The 19,345-nt window shown below is 64.8% G+C and carries 14 protein-coding genes and 1 riboswitch; of the genes, 11 read left to right on the forward strand and 3 right to left on the reverse strand.

All coding sequences use genetic code 11. The features are described 5' to 3' along the window. Position 1: 1 nt before the first annotated feature. The 6 genes from xdhB to ACE3UG_RS17360 all read left to right on the forward strand — a co-directional run bounded on the left by xdhB (position 2) and on the right by ACE3UG_RS17360 (position 8,514). Positions 2 to 2,350: a xanthine dehydrogenase molybdopterin binding subunit gene (gene xdhB, locus ACE3UG_RS17335; protein WP_374626141.1), complete on the forward strand. Its 2,349-nt coding sequence runs from the start codon at positions 2 to 4 to the stop codon at positions 2,348 to 2,350. Beyond that, entirely contained in the window at positions 2,350 to 3,429 is a 1,080-nt protein-coding gene (gene xdhC / locus ACE3UG_RS17340) for a xanthine dehydrogenase accessory protein XdhC (RefSeq protein ID WP_374626143.1), read from the forward strand. Before xdhB ends, xdhC begins: the two co-directional genes overlap by 1 nt. Positions 3,430 to 3,507: 78 nt before the next feature. After that, positions 3,508 to 4,548, forward strand: coding sequence for an adenosine deaminase (locus ACE3UG_RS17345; protein WP_374626145.1), 1,041 nt, complete (start codon positions 3,508 to 3,510; stop codon positions 4,546 to 4,548). 263 nt (positions 4,549 to 4,811) lie between these two features. Beyond that, a complete protein-coding gene (locus ACE3UG_RS17350) occupies positions 4,812 to 6,236 on the forward strand; it encodes an NCS2 family permease (protein WP_374626147.1) in 1,425 nt (474 codons plus the stop codon). Between the two features lie 18 nt (positions 6,237 to 6,254). After that, on the forward strand, positions 6,255 to 7,583 hold the full coding sequence (gene guaD / locus ACE3UG_RS17355) for a guanine deaminase (protein ID WP_374626149.1): 1,329 nt from the start codon (positions 6,255 to 6,257) through the stop codon (positions 7,581 to 7,583). Between the two features lie 174 nt (positions 7,584 to 7,757). Beyond that, positions 7,758 to 7,941, forward strand: a riboswitch (yybP-ykoY riboswitch). A 15-nt stretch (positions 7,942 to 7,956) separates the two neighbouring features. Next, entirely contained in the window at positions 7,957 to 8,514 is a 558-nt protein-coding gene (locus ACE3UG_RS17360; RefSeq protein ID WP_374626151.1) for a TMEM165/GDT1 family protein, read from the forward strand. A 177-nt stretch (positions 8,515 to 8,691) separates the two neighbouring features. Here the strand turns inward: ACE3UG_RS17360 and ACE3UG_RS17365 are convergent, their stop codons facing one another. After that, complete coding sequence (locus ACE3UG_RS17365; RefSeq protein ID WP_374626153.1) at positions 8,692 to 9,300, reverse strand: DUF4136 domain-containing protein; 609 nt, start codon at positions 9,298 to 9,300, stop codon at positions 8,692 to 8,694. A 201-nt stretch (positions 9,301 to 9,501) separates the two neighbouring features. Between ACE3UG_RS17365 and pepN the strand changes: the two genes are divergently transcribed. Further along, positions 9,502 to 12,246 (forward strand): aminopeptidase N, encoded by a 2,745-nt coding sequence (pepN, locus tag ACE3UG_RS17370; protein ID WP_374626155.1) that lies wholly within the window; start codon positions 9,502 to 9,504, stop codon positions 12,244 to 12,246. Between the two features lie 143 nt (positions 12,247 to 12,389). Here the strand turns inward: pepN and metE are convergent, their stop codons facing one another. Beyond that, complete coding sequence (gene metE / locus ACE3UG_RS17375; protein WP_374626157.1) at positions 12,390 to 14,696, reverse strand: 5-methyltetrahydropteroyltriglutamate--homocysteine S-methyltransferase; 2,307 nt, start codon at positions 14,694 to 14,696, stop codon at positions 12,390 to 12,392. 137 nt (positions 14,697 to 14,833) lie between these two features. Here metE and ACE3UG_RS17380 point away from each other — a divergent pair, with 137 nt between their 5' ends. The 3 genes from ACE3UG_RS17380 to ACE3UG_RS17390 all read left to right on the forward strand — a co-directional run bounded on the left by ACE3UG_RS17380 (position 14,834) and on the right by ACE3UG_RS17390 (position 16,784). Continuing rightward, positions 14,834 to 15,757, forward strand: a complete 924-nt coding sequence (locus ACE3UG_RS17380) for a LysR substrate-binding domain-containing protein (RefSeq protein ID WP_374626159.1) — start codon at positions 14,834 to 14,836, stop codon at positions 15,755 to 15,757. 563 nt (positions 15,758 to 16,320) lie between these two features. Continuing rightward, positions 16,321 to 16,584, forward strand: a complete 264-nt coding sequence (locus ACE3UG_RS17385; RefSeq protein WP_374626161.1) for a hypothetical protein — start codon at positions 16,321 to 16,323, stop codon at positions 16,582 to 16,584. Then, positions 16,581 to 16,784: a hypothetical protein gene (locus ACE3UG_RS17390; RefSeq protein WP_374626163.1), complete on the forward strand. Its 204-nt coding sequence runs from the start codon at positions 16,581 to 16,583 to the stop codon at positions 16,782 to 16,784. Before ACE3UG_RS17385 ends, ACE3UG_RS17390 begins: the two co-directional genes overlap by 4 nt. 102 nt (positions 16,785 to 16,886) lie before the next feature. On the opposite strand, the gene ACE3UG_RS17395 is transcribed toward ACE3UG_RS17390, so the two are convergent. Then, positions 16,887 to 17,792, reverse strand: a complete 906-nt coding sequence (locus ACE3UG_RS17395; protein WP_374626165.1) for a LysR substrate-binding domain-containing protein — start codon at positions 17,790 to 17,792, stop codon at positions 16,887 to 16,889. 134 nt (positions 17,793 to 17,926) lie between these two features. Between ACE3UG_RS17395 and ACE3UG_RS17400 the strand changes: the two genes are divergently transcribed. Continuing rightward, positions 17,927 to 19,210 (forward strand): aspartate carbamoyltransferase, encoded by a 1,284-nt coding sequence (locus ACE3UG_RS17400; protein WP_374626167.1) that lies wholly within the window; start codon positions 17,927 to 17,929, stop codon positions 19,208 to 19,210. Positions 19,211 to 19,345: the final 135 nt, after the last annotated feature.

Genomic DNA, 19,345 nt, shown 5'->3' on the forward strand with positions numbered 1-19,345 from the left:
CATGAACACGCAAGTCGAAGGCTTCATGACGCAATCCGGTGCCAACGCAGCGGCCGGCGCACAGGTGGGCCGCTCGCGCGCGCACGAGTCCGCCGAACTCCACGTGGCCGGCGAAGCCACCTACACCGACGACATCCCCGAGGTGCAAGGCACGCTGCATTGCGCGCTCGGCGCGTCGCCCAGGGCGCACGCCCGCGTGCTCTCGCTCGACCTCGACGCCGTGCGCCGCGCGCCCGGTGTGGTCGCAGTGCTCACCGCCGCCGACATCCCCGGCGTGAACGACTGTGGCCCCGTCATTCACGACGACCCGATTCTCGCGGACGGCATCGTCCAGTACATCGGTCAGCCGATGTTCGCCGTGGTGGCGCAATCGCACGACGCTGCCCGCCGCGCAGCGCGTCTGGCCAAGGGCGAATACGAAGACCTGCCCGCCCTCCTCACACCGCAGGCTGCCAAGGCAGCCGGTGCCGGCGTGTTGCCGCCCTATCACCTGCGCCGGGGCGACGCCGACGCCGCACTGCAAGCCGCACCGCACCGGCTGAGCGGCACCTTCGAATGCAACGGGCAGGAGCAGTTCTATCTCGAAGGGCAGATTTCGTATGCCATTCCGAAGGAAAACGACGGCATCCATGTCTATTGCTCGACGCAGCACCCGACCGAAATGCAGGCGCTCGTCTCGCATGCCCTCGGCTGGCACAGCCATCAGGTGCAAGTCGAATGCCGTCGCATGGGCGGCGGCTTCGGCGGCAAGGAATCGCAATCGGGCCTGTTTGCCTGTGTCGCCGCGCTCTGCGCCACGCGTCTGAAGCGCCCGGTGAAGCTGCGACTCGATCGCGACGACGACTTCATGATGACCGGCAAGCGCCACGGCTTCTACTTCGAGTACGACGTCGGCTTCGACGACGACGGCCGCATCACGGGCGCGAAGGTCGACATGACGCTGCGCGCGGGCTTCTCTGCCGATCTGTCGGGACCGGTCGCCACGCGCGCCATCTGCCACTTCGACAATGCCTATTTCGTGCCCGATGCCGATCTGCGAGCGCTGTGCGGCAAGACCAACACGCAATCGAATACGGCGTTTCGCGGCTTTGGCGGCCCGCAGGGCGCGCTCATCATGGAGGTGGTGCAGGACGCCATCGCACGGCGTCTGGGCAAAGACGCGCTCGACGTTCGCCGCGTGAACTTCTACGGCAAGACCGAGCGCAACACCACACCGTACGGACAGGTCGTCAAGGACAACGTCATTCACGAGCTCGTGGCGCAACTGGAGCAAACCAGCGAGTACCGCGCGCGGCGCGACGCCGTGCGCGCGTTCAATCGCACGAGTCCGGTGCTGCGCAAGGGACTCGCGCTCACGCCGCTCAAGTTCGGGATCTCGTTCAACGTGCAGGCTTTCAATCAAGCCGGGGCGCTGGTGCACATCTATCGAGACGGCTCGATGCTGGTCAATCACGGCGGCACCGAGATGGGCCAGGGCCTGAACACGAAGGTCGCACAGGTGGTGGCGCACGAGCTGGGGGTCGACCTCTCGCATGTGCGTGTCACCGCGACCGACACCAGCAAGGTGGCGAATACGTCGGCCACCGCCGCCTCGACGGGCGCCGACCTCAACGGCAAGGCCGCGCAGAACGCCGCGTGGCAGATTCGCCAGCGTCTTGCCGCATTTGCAGCGCAGACGTACGGCGGATCGGCCGACGATGTGTGCTTTGCCAACGACGTCGTCAGCGTGAACGGTCACACCATCCCCTTCCCCGATCTGGTGGAAGCGGCCTACTGGGCGCGCGTACAGCTATGGTCCGACGGCTTCTACGCCACGCCGGGCCTGTCGTGGGATGCCGCGTCCATGACCGGCCACCCGTTCTTCTACTTTGCCTACGGGGCGGCCGTCTCCGAGGTGGTGCTCGACACGCTCACGGGCGAATGGCGTCTGCTGCGGGCCGACGTGTTGCACGACGCCGGCAAGTCGATCAACCCGGCGCTCGACATCGGGCAGGTCGAGGGCGCGTTCATTCAGGGCATGGGCTGGCTGACGACGGAAGAACTGTGGTGGAACAAGGAGGGCAAGCTCATGACGCACGCACCGTCCACCTACAAGATCCCCGGCATCAGCGATTGTCCGACGGACTTCCGCGTGGCGCTGTTCGAGAACACGAACGTCGCCGACGCCATCCATCGCTCCAAAGCTGTCGGCGAGCCGCCGCTGCTGCTGCCGTTCTCGGTATTCAACGCGCTGCGCGATGCGGTGGCGAGCGTGAACGACTATCGCGACGAGCCGGTACTCAATGCGCCGGCCACGTCGGAAGCGCTGCTCATGGCGATCACCGAGCTGCGCACGCGCAGCGCCGCCTGATGCATCGCTGGGTCGACGCCGCGCACAAGCTGCTCGCCCGCGGCGAGGCGGCGGTACTGGTGACGATTGCGCGCGTGGAAGGCTCTGCGCCGCGCGAAGCAGGCACGCATCTGCTGGTGACGCGCGAGCACGTGTGGGAAACCATCGGCGGCGGCCATCTCGAATGGCGCGCAATGGACGTCGCGCGCCAGTTGCTGCGCCGGTACGCGCAGCAAGGCGCGCGGCACGTCGAGCGCTTCGCCCTCGGCCCGAGCCTCGGACAATGCTGCGGCGGTGCCGTCACCCTCGCGTTCGAAGTCCTCACGCTGGCCGATCTGGCCTGGGTCAGCGCGCTGCACAAGCGGCTCGCGGCCGGCGAGGCCAGTCTGCGCAGCGTGGCCTTCGGGGCGCCGGGGGACGATGCCGCAGCGAGCCAGCAGCAAGGCGGCCCCGTCGTACTGACGGCGCTCGACGCGAACGAACCGCTGGCGCACCCCCACACGCTGACCCGCGACGCCGACGATGCCGCCTGCTCGTTCTGGCAAGGCAGCGACGGCTGGTTCTGGTTGAGCGAGCGTCTGGCACCCAGCGACTTTCATATCGTGCTGTTCGGCGCGGGACACGTCGGACAGGCCATCGTGCAGGTGCTGGCCACGCTGCCGTGCCGCGTGACCTGGGCCGACGAACGTCACGAAACATTCCCCGAGACGGTGCCGGCGAACACCGTCGTGGAATCGACGGACACACCGGAGGCCGTTGTCACCGAAGCGCCGCCGGGAGCGTATTTTCTCGTCATGACGCATAACCACGCGCTGGATCAGCGTTTATGCGAGGCGATTTTCAAACGCGACGACTTTGCCTACTTCGGCTTAATCGGCTCGATGACCAAGCGCCGTCAGTTCGAGCATCGTCTGCGCGATCGCGGGGTGCCGCCCGAGCGCTTCGAGCAAATGATCTGCCCCATCGGCGTGGCCGGCATTACCGGCAAAGCACCGGCGACCATCGCGATTGCTGTCGCCGCACAACTGTTGCGTGTACGCGAGCAGCAGATGCGCCCAAACACCCCTGCACCGTCGCACGATACCGGCGTCACCCTCTGAAGCCGGCCGGGCGAGTGCGTGACCGGCGTTCGCCGACGACGGTAGAATCCCGCCCATCCCCCTCAACTCGAACTCTCCATGCCACTCACGCCAGAACTCGCCAAGACCCTTTGCGCCATGCCCAAGGCGGAGCTGCATCTGCATATCGAGGGCACGCTGGAGCCCGAACTGATCTTCCGGCTCGCCGAGCGAAACGGCGTCACGCTGCCGTATCCGAGCGTGCAAGCGCTGCGCGCCGCCTACGCCTTCACCGATCTGCAGTCGTTCCTGGACATCTACTACGCCGGCGCGAGCGTCTTGCTCACCGAAGCAGATTTCTACGACATGACGCGGGCCTATCTGGCGCGTGCGCTCATCGATAACATCCGTCACACGGAGATCTTTTTCGATCCGCAGACGCACACGGCGCGCGGCGTTTCGATGGCGACGGTCGTGGGCGGCATCGAACGCGCGCTGGCCGAAGCGCAGGCGCAGCACGGCATCACAAGCCGGATGATTCTTTGCTTCCTGCGTCATTTGTCCGAAGAAGACGCCCTGCAAACGCTGGAAACGGCGCTACCGTATTTCAACACCCTCGGACACCGGCTAGTCGGCGTGGGACTCGATTCGTCCGAGCAGGGAAACCCGCCCGCCAAATTCGCCCGCGTGTTCGAGCGTTGCCGCGCGCTGGGTCTGCACATCGTGGCGCATGCCGGGGAAGAAGGACCGCCCGCGTATATCCACGAGGCGCTCGACACGCTGCACGTCGAGCGCGTGGATCATGGCGTACGCGCCATCGAAGACGACGCGCTGCTCGAGCGCCTGGCCCGCGAGAAGATCGCGTTGACGGTATGCCCGCTGTCGAACGTGCGCCTCAAAGTGTTCGACGACATGGGGAAACACACGCTGCACGCGCTGCTCAAGCGCGGATTGGCGGTGACGATCAACTCGGACGATCCCGCCTACTTCGGCGGCTATCTGAACGACAACTTCCTGGCGACGTTCGATGCGCTCGACATGACGCTCGAGGACGCTTACACGATGGCAAGGAACAGCTTCGAGGCCTCGTTCATCGACGATAGCGAAAAGCGCCGTCTGGTGGGCGAACTTGAACGCTTCCGTGCTGCGCAGGCGAGTTAGCGCTCGGTCCGCCTGCCGCCCCGCCTTCTCGCTGAAACGCCCGAACATCTTTCGGGCGTTTTTTTGTGTCCGCGCAAGCCAGGGTGCCTCGCCCGGCACTTCGCCACATTAGCTCGCGATGATGAGGAACATTCCACTTGAGGAATATTTTCCTCCGGACCCGATGCTATTTTTTGAGCGTGCCCAGATAGGCGTCACGCGGTGCCCCCACACCTGCAACGTCGAGCACACACAACACCTTAGAACATCGGAGACAACACCCCATGGACTCATCGCTCAGCCCCCCGGCGGGTCGTGCCGCGCCCGACGCGATTCTCGACAACACGCGCGTGGCGGGCGCGCAACCTGTCTCGACGCTCGACCGATATTTCGGTATCACAGCGCTCGGATCGACGTTCCGCACGGAAGTCATCGCGGGCATCACGACATTTCTCGCGGCGATGTACATCATCGTCGTCAACCCGGCCATTCTGTCGAAAACCGGCATGGCGTTCCCTGCGGCGCTCACCGCCACCGTGCTCATCAGCTTCTTCGGCAGTTGTGCGATGGGACTCTACGCGCGCAATCCGGTGCTGGTCGCACCGGGCATGGGACTCAACGCGCTGTTCGCATTCACGATGGTGCATGGCGTCGGCATGCCGTGGCAGACGGCGCTCGGCTGCGTGTTCTGGTCGGGCATTCTCTTCGCACTGCTCGCCGCGCTCAATGTGCGACGCTTCGTCGTCGAGGCGATTCCGGCGAATCTGCGCTACGCGATCTCGTGTGGCATCGGCCTGTTCATCACCGTGATCGGGCTCGTCAATGCCAAGCTCGTGGTGAGCGACCCGGTCACGGTCGTGCGTCTGGCCCACTTGTCGCCACCGACCGTCACCTTCCTCATCGGGCTGGCGCTCACGACCGTGCTCGTCGCGCGGCGCGTGAACGGTGCGCTGATGATCGGCATCGTCGCCACCACGCTCATGGCCATTCCCATTGGCCGACTGTGGGGCAACGGCAGCGCGTACTTCCCCAAGGAACTCGCCACGGCCACGCTGGTGAACTTCCAGGGTTTCTTCGCGGCGCCCGACTTTTCGGGCATCGGCCAGCTCGACCTGCTGGGCGCGCTGAAGGTCGCGTACCTGCCGTTCATCTTCGTGATGCTCTTCACGGCATTCTTTGATACGCTCTCGACCTTCATGAGCATTGCCGAAGCCGGTAACATGAAGGACCGCGACGGCAATCCCCGCAATATGCGCCAGGCCATGATCGTCGATTCGTTCTCGGTGCTGATCTCCGGCCCACTCGGCACGAGCCCGGCGAACGCCTACATCGAATCGGCGGCCGGCATTGCGCAAGGGGGACGCACCGGGCTGACTGCCGTCGTATGCGCCCTGCTGTTCCTGCCGTTCCTGTTCGTGTCGCCGATGCTCTCGCTGGTGCCCGCCATCGCAACCGCGCCGGCCCTGATTCTCGTCGGCGTGTTCATGATGGAATCGGTGGCGCGCATCGAATGGCACCGCATGGATGAGGCGATCCCGAGCTTCATCGCAGTTGTGATGATTCCGATTTCGTATTCGATCACGGACGGCATCGCTTACAGTTTCCTCGCGTTCGTCGTGCTCAAGCTGTTCACCGGGCGTGTGAAGGAGATCAAGCCGGCGATGTGGATCGTCGCCGCGCTGGCAGTGCTGCTGCTCACGCAAATGTAACAACAGAAGGCCCTGTACATGTCCACGACAACCGAAGCCCTGCGCGCCGTGCGCGCGCAACTGGTCTACTTCACGCACGACCCCGCGCGTGCCTCGCTCGACGGCACGCCCGGCACCGTGCACCATACCGACGGTGTCGTCGCGTTCGAGAACGGCCGCATCACCGCCGTCGGAGACTACGCGAAGGTGGTCCCGACACTGCCGCAAGGCACCGCTATCGAGGATCTGCGCGACAAGATCGTCACGCCCGGCTTCATCGACACACACATCCACTATCCGCAGACGGATATGATCGCGTCGCCCGCGCCGGGGCTGCTCCCCTGGCTCGAGAAGTACACCTTTCCGACCGAGCGCCGCTTCGAGAATCCGGCGTATGCCGCCGACGTCGCCGAGTTCTTCCTCGACGAGTTGCTGCGCGGCGGCACCACGAGCGCCATGGTGTACTGCACGGTGCATCCCGGCTCGGCCGACGCGTTTTTCAAGGCCAGCGATGCGCGCAACCTGCGCATGATCGCCGGCAAGGTGATGATGGATCGCAACTGCCCGACGTTCCTGCGCGACACGGCCGAGAGCGGCGCACGCGACAGCGAGGCACTGATTCAGCGCTGGCACAACAAGGGTCGCCAGCTCTATGCGCTCACGCCGCGCTTCGCACCGACGTCGACCGAAGCCCAGTTGGGCGTGTGCGGCGAACTTGCCGGGCAGTATCAAGACGTCTTCATTCAAAGCCATGTGGCCGAGAATACCGACGAAGTCGAATGGGTGCGCTCGCTCTTCCCTGGCCACCGCAGCTATCTCGACGTGTACGACCACTACAAGCTGCTGCGCAAGCGAGCCGTATACGGCCATTGCATCTGGCTCGACGAGCATGACCGTCGCCGCATGTTCGAGACGGGCACCGTCGCCGCGCATTGCCCAACATCGAACCAGTTCCTGGGCAGCGGCCTGTTCGACTTCGCGGCCGCCGAGGCGAGCCGCATGCCCGTGACGCTCGCGACCGACGTGGGCGGCGGATCGACCTTCTCGATGCTCCAGACGATGAACGAAGCGCACAAGGTGGCGCGCCTGTCGGGCTATCACCTCTCGGCCGAACGCATGTTCTATCTGGCTACCGAGGGCGCCGCGCACGCGCTGGATCTGCACGGCACCATCGGCACGCTCGCCGTAGGTGCAGAGGCCGATTTCGTGGTGCTCGACCCGAAGGCCACGCCGCTGCTCGCACGTCGCACGGCACTGGCCGAATCGCTCGAAGAACTGCTGTTCGCCTTCGCCATGCTCGGCGACGACCGTGCCATCGCGACCACCTACGCCGCCGGCAAGCCGGTACATCGTCGCGCAACCCACTGACGCCTCGTGTTACGCGAGAGAACGCGCGCCGTCGCCTCGGCTCGACGCGCATTCCCTCGCGGTCACCGGCCGCGCGCAAGGGGCATGCGGCCGGGGATCTCCTTGGGCAGCCGCTGGGCTGCCCTTTTTTCCTTGCGCCACGCTTGCCTGTCACACCGCGGATGCTATAATCCGCTCCGATTCATTGGGGAGTAGCCGCCCTGTCGTAGACGGTAGTCTTCGGCAGGGGCGTACGTCAACAGACTTGGCCGATTCCGGCTATGGCGTGCGCAGCCCTCGGGCCTGGCGAGACCGATGACGATGCTTCCGCCACCCGGGCCGGGACGCATTGTCATTGGCTCGCAAAATTCACGGCCCGGCGGAGATATAACAGGTGTCCCCATTCCTCGTCTCGACCGGTGTGGTCGCGCTCGCCGAAATCGGCGATAAAACCCAACTGCTGTCCCTCGTCCTCGCCGCGCGCTTCAAGAAGCCCGTGCCGATCATTCTCGGCATTCTCGTCGCGACTCTCGTCAATCACGGCTTTGCCGGCGCTGTCGGCGAATGGCTGTCCACGGCGATCAGCCCGGCTGTCATGAAGTGGGCCATCGTCGCATCGTTCCTCGGCATGGCAATCTGGATCCTCATTCCCGACAAGCTCGACGAGGAAGAGTCCACCACACGACGCAAGTTCGGCGTGTTCGCGACGACCGTCTTCACGTTCTTCATCGCGGAGATGGGCGACAAGACGCAGATCGCCACGGTCATGCTCGCGGCGCGCTATCAGGACTTCTTCGGCGTTGTGGCCGGCACCACGCTCGGCATGATGCTGGCCAACGTGCCGGCCGTGTTCCTGGGCCACAAATTCGCCGGCCGCCTGCCGACCCGGGCTGTGCACGCCGTCGCCGCCGTGATCTTCGCAGTACTCGCCATCGTCACGTTGATGCAGTAAACGCCAAACGCCGGAGTGACGCGCGCGTTCAAACAACGCCCGGCGCTACTCCGGCGCTACTCTTGTATTTCTCCTGCGCTACTCCTGCATTACGCCTGCATTACGCCGCCATTACTCCGGGCACTACTGCGGCATTACTTCGGCATAAGGTGGCTGTCTGCCGTATGCCTGTATGCCTTATTGCCCGACCTTCTGCTGAACATTGACCGTGCGCCCGCTCGGGAACGGCAACTGCCTGAGCGCCGCGTCGATCAGGTACGGCATGGCCGAGGCGAGCGACGTGCCCGCGTCACTGGTATTGGCCTGCACGCGGTACACCTCCTTGCCGCTCGCGCGGTCCGTGAAGCGCAACTGCAACTCGGCGAGCCCATACGGATAATCGCGCTCGATGTACGCGGGCGGCGCACCGTACGGATAGCCGTACCAGCCCCACGGACGCCCCCACGGCCCCCACGGACCGGGGGCGAACATCGGATCGTAGGCCGGTTCGGCCACGCGCATCACCTGCTGGGTGATGCGGTAGGTCATCCCGATCAGGTAGTGCGCGCTCGACGGACTCTGCTCATTGAAGCCGTCTCCCGCCAGACGCGTGCGCAACCAACGCTCGTAAGTCGCGTGCTCCAGATTGTTCTGCTGTTCCGGTGTGCGCGTGAGCGCGTAAGTCCGTGGACCTTCGAAGCCCGGTGAATCGCCGAACGCGGTCACCTGACTCGTTACCGTGCTGGCACAGCCCGCCAGCAACACGCTGGCGACGGCCAACGTCGCCATTGCCCATCGTTTCCACATGATCGACTGCTCCAGAGAAAGGCCGGGCGCACCGATGCACGCCGCTCGCGCCGATTTAAGCATAGGATGGCGCCCCGCGCACATCCCAGTCATTGGACTGATCGCACCCACGCAAAATTCAGCAAATCGCTCGCTTGAACGCGAAGCCGCCGCCACTCCGTTACAATTTGTGAATTCCTGGCCGTCCGCGAAACACCGTCCATGCTCAGAACCGACCTCGCAGGTGTCATCCAACGCTCCGACTATACGCCCCCGGCGTACCTGATCGACACCGTCCAACTCGACTTCGACCTTGCCCCCGATGTCACGACAGTCACCAGTCGAATGCGCGTGCACCGCAATCCGGCCGGTCCCGGCGGCGATCTCGAACTGGTGGGCCAAGGCCTGCAACTGGTAAGCCTCGAAGTCGACGGCAAGCCTTGGGCCGCCTACCGCACCGATGAGGAATCGCTCACGGTCGAAGCACCGCCCAACGCGTTCGAGCTCGCGCTCGTCACGCGCTGCCGACCGCAGGAGAACACGTCGCTCATGGGGCTGTATGTCTCGGGCGGCAACTTCTTCACGCAATGCGAAGCCGAGGGCTTTCGCAAGATTACGTACTTCCTGGACCGTCCGGACGTGATGGCGACGTACACCGTCACGCTGCGCGCCGATCGCGAAGCGTATCCGGTGCTGCTGGCCAACGGCAATCTGATCGACCAGGGCGACCTGCCCGACGGGCGTCACTTCGCCATCTGGGACGACCCCTTCAAGAAACCCAGCTACCTGTTTGCGCTGGTGGCCGGCCAACTGGTCTGCCGCGAGGAACGCATTGTGGCCGGCGACGGCCGCGAGAAGCTGCTCCAGGTCTGGGTCCAGCCGCAGGATCTGGACAAGACCGCGCACGCCATGCATTCGCTCGTCAACTCGATCCGGTGGGACGAGGAGCGCTTTGGCCGCGTGCTCGACCTCGACCGCTTCATGATCGTGGCGGTGAGCGACTTCAACATGGGGGCGATGGAGAACAAGGGGCTGAACATCTTCAACACGAAGTATGTGCTGGCCGATGCCGCCACCGCGACCGACGACGACTTCGGCAACATCGAAGCCGTGGTGGGGCACGAGTACTTCCATAACTGGACCGGCAATCGCGTGACCTGCCGCGACTGGTTCCAGTTGAGCCTGAAGGAAGGCCTGACCGTGTTCCGCGACCAGGAGTTCTCTGCCGACATGATGGGTTCCGAGTCGGGGCGTGCCGTCAAGCGTATCGACGACGTGCGCGTGCTGCGCCAGGCGCAGTTCCCCGAAGACGCCGGTCCGATGGCCCACCCGGTGCGCCCGGAGAGCTACGTCGAGATCAACAACTTCTACACGGTCACCGTCTACGAGAAGGGCGCCGAAGTCGTTCGCATGTATCAAACGCTGCTCGGGCGCGAGGGCTTCCGCCGAGGCATGGATCTGTACTTCGAGCGTCACGACGGTCAGGCGGTGACGTGCGACGACTTCCGTGCAGCGATGGCCGACGCCAATCGTCGCGATCTCACGCAATTCGGCCGCTGGTACAGTCAGGCCGGCACCCCGCGCGTGACGGTCGACGCTGCGTATGACGAAGCCGCGCGCACCTATACGCTCACCCTCACCCAGCGCTGCCCGAAGGTCGGCGTCGAGCTGCAGGACAGCACGCTCGTCAAGCAGCCGTTCCATATTCCGTTCGCGGTCGGCCTGCTCGATCGCGACGGTCGTGACATGGCGCTGCGCCTGGCCGATGACGCCGGCCACCCCATCGATGGACCCGCGCCCACCACGCGCGTGCTCGACTTCACGCAGGAGCGACAGCGCTTCACATTCGTCGACGTGCCGCACGCGCCGATGCCGTCGCTGCTGCGCGGCTTCTCGGCCCCGGTGATCGTCGAGTACGAGTGCACCATCGACGAACTGGCATTCCTGATGGCCAACGACAGCGATCCGTTCAATCGTTGGGAAGCGGGGCAGCGGTTGGCCACGCGTCAGTTGCTCGCGCTCGTCGAATCGATTCAGATGGGCGAATTGCCGAGTGTGGACAGCTACGTGCTCGAAGCCTTCCGCCAGGTGCTACGCGACGAAGCGCTCGATCCGGCGTTCCGCGCGCAGGCGCTCACGCTGCCGTCCGAGTCGTACCTTGGCGAGCAGATGACGGAAATCGACCCGGCAGCCATCCATGCGGCGCGTCAGTATCTTCGCCAGCGTCTCGCGGCGTCGCTGCACACCGAGTGGCTCGCGGCTTATCACAACCATCGCGCGCCGGGGCCCTACCAGCCGGACGCGGCTTCCGCAGGCGAGCGCGCGCTCAAGAACCTCGCGCTGTCTTACCTGATGGAGTTGTCGGACGCCGGCACGGCGCAAACCGCACGCACGCAGTACGACGCCGCGGACAACATGACGGATCGTTTCGCCGCGCTCACCGCACTGGTGCATTGCCGCACGGGCGCCCGCGAAGGTGGCGCGGCGCAGGGCCACAAACAGGGCCACGCACAGGGCCACGACCACGCCGCCGAAGCGTTGGAGGACTTCTATCGACGCTTCGAGCACGAGCCGCTCGCCATCGACAAGTGGTTCGCGTTGCAAGCCATGCAACGCGGCGACGGCAGCCACTGTGTGATCGACGCCGTACGTGAGCTCATGCGCCATCCGGCCTTCACACTGAAGAATCCCAACCGCGCGCGTTCATTGATTTTCAGCTTCTGCAGCGGCAATCCCGCACAGTTCCATGCCGCCGACGGCTCCGGCTACCGGTACTGGGCCGAACAGGTGCTCGCGCTCGATGCCCTTAACCCGCAGGTTGCAGCACGTCTGGCGCGCGTGATGGACCGCTGGCGCAAGTACATGCCCGCTTTGCGCGAGCGCATGCGCGAAGCGTTGCAGGAAGTGTCGCAGCACGCGGCACTGTCGAAAGACGTCCGCGAGATCGTCGAGAAAGCACTGGCCTGAGCCGCGCTGCACCGACAGCGCCGACAGCACCGAAGGCATCGCAAGTCCCCCAACGCCGCCGATGCGCAACCGTATCGGCGGCGTTGGCGTTTGTGCCTCGATGCGTCACATGCGCTGCGTCACAAGCGATGTGTCACGCGGCGTCACGCGGCCCGCGCCTGCGTGGGCGCCGCCGACAGACGCGCCCGCACAGCACGGGCGGCAGCGACCATATGGGCCAATGCCGCATCGACCTGCGCCCAGTCGCGGGTCTTCAAACCGCAATCGGGGTTGATCCACAGGCGCTCCGCCGGAATGTGCGCGAGCGCCGCCTCGATCAGGCGCTCCATGTCCGCCTGCGACGGCACGCGTGGCGAGTGGATGTCGTACACCCCCGGGCCGATCTCGTTCGGGTACGCGAAGGCCTCGAACGCGCCAAGCAACTCCATGTCGGAGCGCGTGGCTTCAATGGAAATCACGTCGGCGTCGAGCGCGGCAATAGACGGCAGAATGTCGTGGAACTCCGAATAGCACATATGCGTGTGGATCTGCGTGTCGTCGGCCACCCCGGATGAACACACGCGAAACGCCCGCACCGCCCACTCGAGATACGACGGCCAGTCGCGCGCGCGCAGCGGCAACCCCTCGCGCAGCGCAGGCTCGTCGATCTGAATCACGCGCACGCCTGCCTTCTCCAGCGCCGCCACTTCCTCGCGCAACGCCAGCGCGATCTGCAACGCCGTGCGTTCGCGCGGTTGATCGTCGCGCACGAACGACCATTGCAACATCGTCACCGGTCCGCTCAGCATGCCCTTGACCGGTTTGTCGGTGAGTTGCTGCGCGTAAGCGCTCCACGTGACGGTCATCGGCTCGGGCAGGTACACGTCGCCATAGATCACCGGCGGCTTCACGCAGCGAGAGCCGTAGCTCTGCACCCAGCCGTGCTCGGTGATCGCGAAGCCCCAGAGCAGTTCGCCGAAGTACTCGACCATATCGTTGCGCTCGGCCTCGCCGTGCACGAATACATCGAGCCCATAGGCCTCCTGCTTGTCGATGGCCAGGCGAATCTGCGCGCGCATCGTCTCCAGATAATCCAGATGCGACAGCGCGCGGCGCTTGAAGTCGGCACGCGCCGTACGAATTGCCCCCGTCTGGGGAAACGAACCGATCGTCGTCGTTGGCAGCACGGGCAGCTTAAGCCAGGCACGCTGCGCGCGCGCACGCACCGGATAGTCGGACGCACGGCGCGCGTCGGCCGGCGTGAGCGCCGCCAGACGCTTCTGCACCACGCTGTTGCGCGTGCGCGGCGACGTACGACGCGCCGCCTGCGCCGCGGCGTCGGCCGCGAAGGCAGCCTGGACGTCTGCGCTTGCGAAGTCCGCCGCGTCGAGCGAGCGGCGCAGCAATGCCACTTCGCCGAGCTTTTGCACAGCGAACGCGAGCCACGCGCGCACTTCCCTATCCAGTCGCGCCTCGCTCGCCAGATCGACCGGGCTGTGCATCAGCGAGCAGCTCGACGCCACCCATAGGCGATCCCCGAGTTTCTCGGCAAGCGGCGTGAGCAATGCGCGTGTGCGCGTCAGATCGCAGCGCCAGACGTTGCGCCCGTCGACCACCCCGGCGCTGAGCACCTTGTCCTGCGGCCACTGTGCGGCGAATACGTCGAGCTGGTCCGGTGCGCGCACGCCATCGAGATGCACTCCGGCCACAGGCAGCGCAGCCAACATGGCCGCGTGCTCGCTGACATCGCCGAAGTACGTGGCAAGCAACATCGACGGCGCCACGGGCGCGAGGCGCCGGTAGGCCGGGGCGAAGGCGTCCACCCACCGCTCGGGCAAGTCGAGCGCGAGAATCGGTTCGTCGACCTGCACCCACGTCACGCCTTGCGCCTTCAGGCGAGCCAGCACCCGCTCATATTGAGACAGCAGCTCGGGCAGCAACGAGAGACGATCTGCCAGACCGCCCTTCTCCTTGCCCAGATACAGCAGCGAGAGCGGTCCGAGCAGCACCGGCTTGACGTTCTCGCCCTCGTTCAGCGCTTCGGCCACCTCGTCGAACAGCCATTGCGTGCCCGCGCCGAAGCGCGTCTGCGGCGAGTACTCCGGCACAAGATAGTGATAGTTCGTGTCGAACCACTTCGTCATTTCCATCGCGCCTTGCTGCGCGTTGCCCCGCGCGGCGGCGAAGTAGTCCGCGACGGTGAGCGCGGGCGGCACCGCGCCGAAGCGTGCCGGCAGCGCGCCGACCAACGCCAGGGTGGAGAGCACCTGGTCGTACCAATGGAAGTCTCCGACGGTGATCCAGTCGAGCCCCGCCTCGCGCTGCGCACGCCGGTTGGCCGCACGAATGCGCCGTCCGACCGACTGCAACGCTACGGCGCTCATCTCGCCACGCCAGAACGCCTCGACGGCAAATTTGAGTTCACGTTGCGCGCCGATGCGCGGCAATCCAAGTACGTGGGCCTGAGCCATGAGCGGGTGTCCTTCCGGGAGCGTGCGGTGGTTGCGGGGTCTTTGTCTGCGGACGATGTCCACTCAGGCTGGCAGTATCCCGGTCACACATGTATTATTCAAACGAAAGTTTTTGCCATTTATCATTAATTATTTTCATGCAACGTACCCCCATCGAACTTCGTCACTTGCAGACGTTGCTCGCGCTGCGCGACACCGGCAGCGTGTCGCGCGCCGCATTGTGGCTGCACCTGACGCAGTCCGCGCTGTCACATCAGATCAAGGCGCTGGAAGATTTTTATGGCTTGCCGCTGTTCGTGCGCAAGTCGTCGCCGCTGGTCTTCACGCCAGCGGGCAAGCGCCTGCTCGCGTTGGCCGAGGAGGTCGTGCCGGCGGTCGACGACGCGGGACGCGACCTCACGCGACTGGCGCAAGGCACGCAGGGCACGCTGCGCATTGCGGTCGAGTGCCACACATGTTTCGATTGGCTGATGCCTGCAATGGACGCGTTCCGCATTCGCTGGCCGGAAGTCGAACTCGATATCGTGTCGGGCTTTCACGCCGATCCCATCGGACTGCTGCACCAGGATCGCGCCGATCTGGCGATCCTCTCGGAGCGAGAGGACGGTGAGGCGGTCGACTTCCATCCGCTGTTCCGCTTCCAGATGATCGCGCTCATGGCGAACGACCATCCCCTCGCGGGCAAATCGCATCTCGACGCGGAGGACTTCCGCAGCGAGACGCTCATCACCTATCCGGTCCCCGACGACATGCTCGACATCGTGCGTCAGGTCCTGCGCCCCGCAGGGGTCGAGCCGACGCGCCGGACCACCGAGCTGACGGTGGCGATTCTGCAACTGGTCGCCAGCCGCCGTGGGCTGGCCGCCCTGCCGCTCTGGGCGGTCACCGGCTATCTTGAGCGACGCTATGTGAGCGCGCGTCCGATCACGCCACAAGGGCTCACGGCCGAACTGTGGGCGGCGACGTTGCCGGCGATCACGGCGCGGCCGTACATCGGCGAGTTCGTGTCGCTCATGCGCGAGACGAGTCTGCTCACCCTGCCGGAGATCGAACTGTTGTAAACGGTGTCGCGCAACCAGTTTCCGAGACAGAATGCGGGCGCGGTAGCGTGGCGGCGGTCGAGCGGGTCCGTCGGACCGATCGTCGAACGGACGGGGCGCCAGCCCCCCACCACGCCGTGTAATACCCCGCCAGAGCGCATATCAATGTCCCTTGATCCCTCAACGCCATGACCGCCCGGCGCGTTGCCTTATCGCCCAGCCGCCGAGTCAGCGGCCACCGACGGGCGCTTTGGACAAGTCGAACCTGACGAGGCGTCACGCCAGCGCGCCCAGGAATCTTTGGGAAAATTCCGAAATATCGATGTTACAAATTGCGCCACACCGCAACCTGCGGTGATGCGTCTTCGCAGATCACATCGGCACCTGTCGGGTCAACTAGATTACAAACGCGCCCTCGGCTGGGACAACGTGATGCCGATGACGCGCGTACGAAACGCTGACCGCCAACCGCCGATCAACCACGGAGGGGAGCCGGTTCGCGTTGCGTATAACGGTGCTTCAACGTCGACGCGCGAACTTGCGCACTCGCAGCTTTGCGCGCCATTTCCAGAGGAGTTAATGCCATGGCGTTCAACAACGTGGGGCCTCTGACATTCCTGAGCCCCAACCAGTCTGCCTATTGGTGGTATGTCCGCAACGGCGGTGAGGATTTCGGCACGCAATTTGCGAGCGCCGATGTCAAGACACCGAATTCCGGCGGCGTTCATCGCGCTGACAATCAGCGTAAGGAGAAGGAGAACAACGGCCACACCACGTACTTCGTGACTATTACGAACCTTGGGCCGGGCGGTGCCTGGCATAACCTGCAAGGCGGGGGGGTGGTATGAAGATGATCGTCATCGTCAACAAGCAAGGGGAGCTTGTCGCCGCGCAACAAGGCGACGGCAGCGTACGCGGTCAAGTGGCCGGCATCGCCGCCGGACCCGATCAGCACTCGCACATCATCGACGTCCCGGACGACGTGGTGAAGCTGGCCGATCCGCATGCGTTCGCTTCACGCATCGCCTCACTCGTGCCGCGCGCTTAAGGCGGCACGCTTTCAACGGCAGTGCCCCGCCGCTCCCCGAGGATCGGTTTTTTTCGCGGAGCGGTGGGTCGCCGGCGAGCCGACAGATCGCGCAGCGCCGAATCACGCCTTCTGAGCGAGAAAGTTCAGTAACGTCGCGGCCGCTGCGTTCAGTCGGTCCTGCCCGAGGGACACGAGCCAGAGCTGGCGGTGCGCCCATTCGTCGGTCAGGGGCCGCACGACCACGTCGAGTTTGCCGACATACAACTGACCGACCTGTTCCGGAGCGATGGCGATGCCCAGGCCCGCATGCGCCATGCGGCATAGGGCGTCGAGACTGGAGACACGAATCTTGATGCGCAACGACGCACCCGCAGCGCTCGCCTGCTGATGCAGCAACTGCGTGAGCGCGCTGTTGCCTTGCAGCCCCACGAGTGTCTCGCCCACGCAGGCCGAGAACGGAATTTCGCCAGAGCGCGACGCCAGCGGATGCCCCACGGGCAGAATCATCGCGAGCCGATCGCGGCGATATGGCAGCATCGTGAAGGCTTCGATGCCCTCGATGGCGTTGCAGATGCCCACGTCGACGGCCCGCTCGGCCACGCGCTGGAGCACTTCGTTAGTGTGCTGCTCGTCGAGTTCGACGTCCACGGCGGAGAACACCCGACCGAACGCGGCGAGGTCTTCCGGCAGGAACTGCACGATGGCCGACAGATTCGCGGCCATGCGCACGCTGCCGCGCGCCCCTTCGTGGAACTGCGACAACTCCGCGCCGAGCGATTCGATGGTGCCGAGAATGCGCTCGGCGTAGCGACGTACCGTCTCGCCCACCGGGGTGACGGTGATGCCACGCTGATGGCGCTCAATGAGGGGGAGCCCGACGATCGCCTCGATGTCGGCAATGCGCCGGCTGATGGCCGACGGTGCAATGAATTCGCGCTCGGCGGCGCGGGCCATGCTTCGCTCCTGGCAGACGGCCACGAACAGGCGCAAAGAGGTGAGGTCTAGCTTGCGAAGAAGGTTTTCCATACCCTGCGGCAATACACCGGAAATGCCGGAAACGCCCGGCTGGCGCGGCCCCTTGCGGGGCACGTCTTTTGCTGGACAAACGACGAATCGACGCCTATTATACGCATCGCGTACACATCCCTGCCGACCCGACCATGAGTGCACAGCAGACTTTCCTGCGCGACGCGATGCGTCGCCTGAATATGACCCGCGACAGCTTCGCCGAGCGCATTGGCGTTCGTCGGCGCGCCCTCGACACTTGGCTGCTGCCGGAGGACTCGAGCGAATATCGCACGATGCCGAGCATCGTGGAGAAATTCGTCGGCGAAATCCTCGGTCGCGAGGCGCCCTCCTCAGAATCTACGCAAAGCGCACACAAGCCGCTGCGCGAACGCATGGGCCTCGACGGCAAGCCACATTTGATCTCGGTCGATCAGTTCTCGCGCGATTCGCTCGAAGCGCTGTTTCACGTCGCCGATATCATGCAACCGATCGCGCGCCGACAGAAGATCTCGCGCGTGCTTGAAGGCGCGGTACTCGGCAACCTGTTCTTCGAAGCGAGTACCCGTACCCGGGTGAGCTTCGGCGCGGCCTTCTGCCGCCTTGGCGGCTCGGTGTGCGACACGACCGGCTTCACGTTCTCGTCGATGGCCAAGGGCGAATCGATCTACGACACAAGTCGCGTGATGAGCGGTTACGTCGACGCGCTCGTCGTGCGTCACCCGGAAAAGGGCTCGGTCGCCGAATTTGCCCGCGCCACGAACATTCCCGTCATCAACGGCGGCGACGGTCCGGGCGAACACCCCAGTCAGGCGATTCTCGACCTGTACACCATCGGCCGCGAGTTCTCGCGCCTGGGCAAGCTGGTCGACGGCGCCCACGTTGCGATGGTCGGCGATCTGCGCTACGGCCGCACGGTGCACTCGCTCATCAAGTTGCTTGCGCTGTATCGCGGCCTGAAGTTCACGTTGATCTCGCCGCCGTCGCTGGAAATGCCGGGGTACATTCTCGATCAGATCTCGCAGAACGGCCATGTGATCGTGCAGAGCAACTCGCTCGCCGATCTGGCCGGTGCCGACGTGGTGTACGCCACTCGCATCCAGAAGGAGCGCTTCGCCGACGAGGCCATCGAGGGTTATACGCCGGACTTCCAGATCAACGAGGCGCTCATCAATCAGTATTGCGACGCCCGCACGATCATCATGCACCCGCTGCCGCGCGACAGCCGCCCCGGCGCCAACGATCTGTCCACGGATCTGAATCACGATCCGCGCCTGGCGATCTTCCGTCAAACGGACAATGGCATTCCGGTGCGCATGGCAATTTTCGCGATCCTGCTCGGCGTCGACAAGCAAGTGCAGCACAGCATGCGCGACGCGGCTTGGCGCTCGCCCTCGCACGTCGGTCCCGACGACGCATTGTTCGACGGCCTCGACTGATCTGCCAAATCTCGGACGACACCGAGGTGTTCGTCGGCCACATCTGAAATTGCGCTGCCCCCAAGGATTTTTCGCGGGGGCAGTGCGTCTTTACGAGTAAAATTGCGTCCATATCGAATCGGCACGCTATTTTGC

The organism is Pandoraea sp. (assembly GCF_041919235.1).
Lineage (GTDB): Bacteria > Pseudomonadota > Gammaproteobacteria > Burkholderiales > Burkholderiaceae > Pandoraea.

Excerpts from the sequence above, each read along its gene's own strand:
- pepN (WP_374626155.1), top strand. The coding sequence starts at position 9,502 with ATGCTCAGAACCGACCTCGCAGGTGTCATCCAACGCTCCGACTATACG.
- metE (WP_374626157.1), bottom strand. The coding sequence starts at position 14,696 with ATGGCTCAGGCCCACGTACTTGGATTGCCGCGCATCGGCGCGCAACGT.
- ACE3UG_RS17350 (WP_374626147.1), top strand. The coding sequence starts at position 4,812 with ATGGACTCATCGCTCAGCCCCCCGGCGGGTCGTGCCGCGCCCGACGCG.
- ACE3UG_RS17380 (WP_374626159.1), top strand. The coding sequence starts at position 14,834 with ATGCAACGTACCCCCATCGAACTTCGTCACTTGCAGACGTTGCTCGCG.
- ACE3UG_RS17385 (WP_374626161.1), top strand. The coding sequence starts at position 16,321 with ATGGCGTTCAACAACGTGGGGCCTCTGACATTCCTGAGCCCCAACCAG.
- xdhB (WP_374626141.1), top strand. The coding sequence starts at position 2 with ATGAACACGCAAGTCGAAGGCTTCATGACGCAATCCGGTGCCAACGCA.
- xdhC (WP_374626143.1), top strand. The coding sequence starts at position 2,350 with ATGCATCGCTGGGTCGACGCCGCGCACAAGCTGCTCGCCCGCGGCGAG.
- ACE3UG_RS17345 (WP_374626145.1), top strand. The coding sequence starts at position 3,508 with ATGCCACTCACGCCAGAACTCGCCAAGACCCTTTGCGCCATGCCCAAG.
- ACE3UG_RS17395 (WP_374626165.1), bottom strand. The coding sequence starts at position 17,792 with ATGGAAAACCTTCTTCGCAAGCTAGACCTCACCTCTTTGCGCCTGTTC.
- guaD (WP_374626149.1), top strand. The coding sequence starts at position 6,255 with ATGTCCACGACAACCGAAGCCCTGCGCGCCGTGCGCGCGCAACTGGTC.
- ACE3UG_RS17400 (WP_374626167.1), top strand. The coding sequence starts at position 17,927 with ATGAGTGCACAGCAGACTTTCCTGCGCGACGCGATGCGTCGCCTGAAT.
- ACE3UG_RS17365 (WP_374626153.1), bottom strand. The coding sequence starts at position 9,300 with ATGTGGAAACGATGGGCAATGGCGACGTTGGCCGTCGCCAGCGTGTTG.
- ACE3UG_RS17390 (WP_374626163.1), top strand. The coding sequence starts at position 16,581 with ATGAAGATGATCGTCATCGTCAACAAGCAAGGGGAGCTTGTCGCCGCG.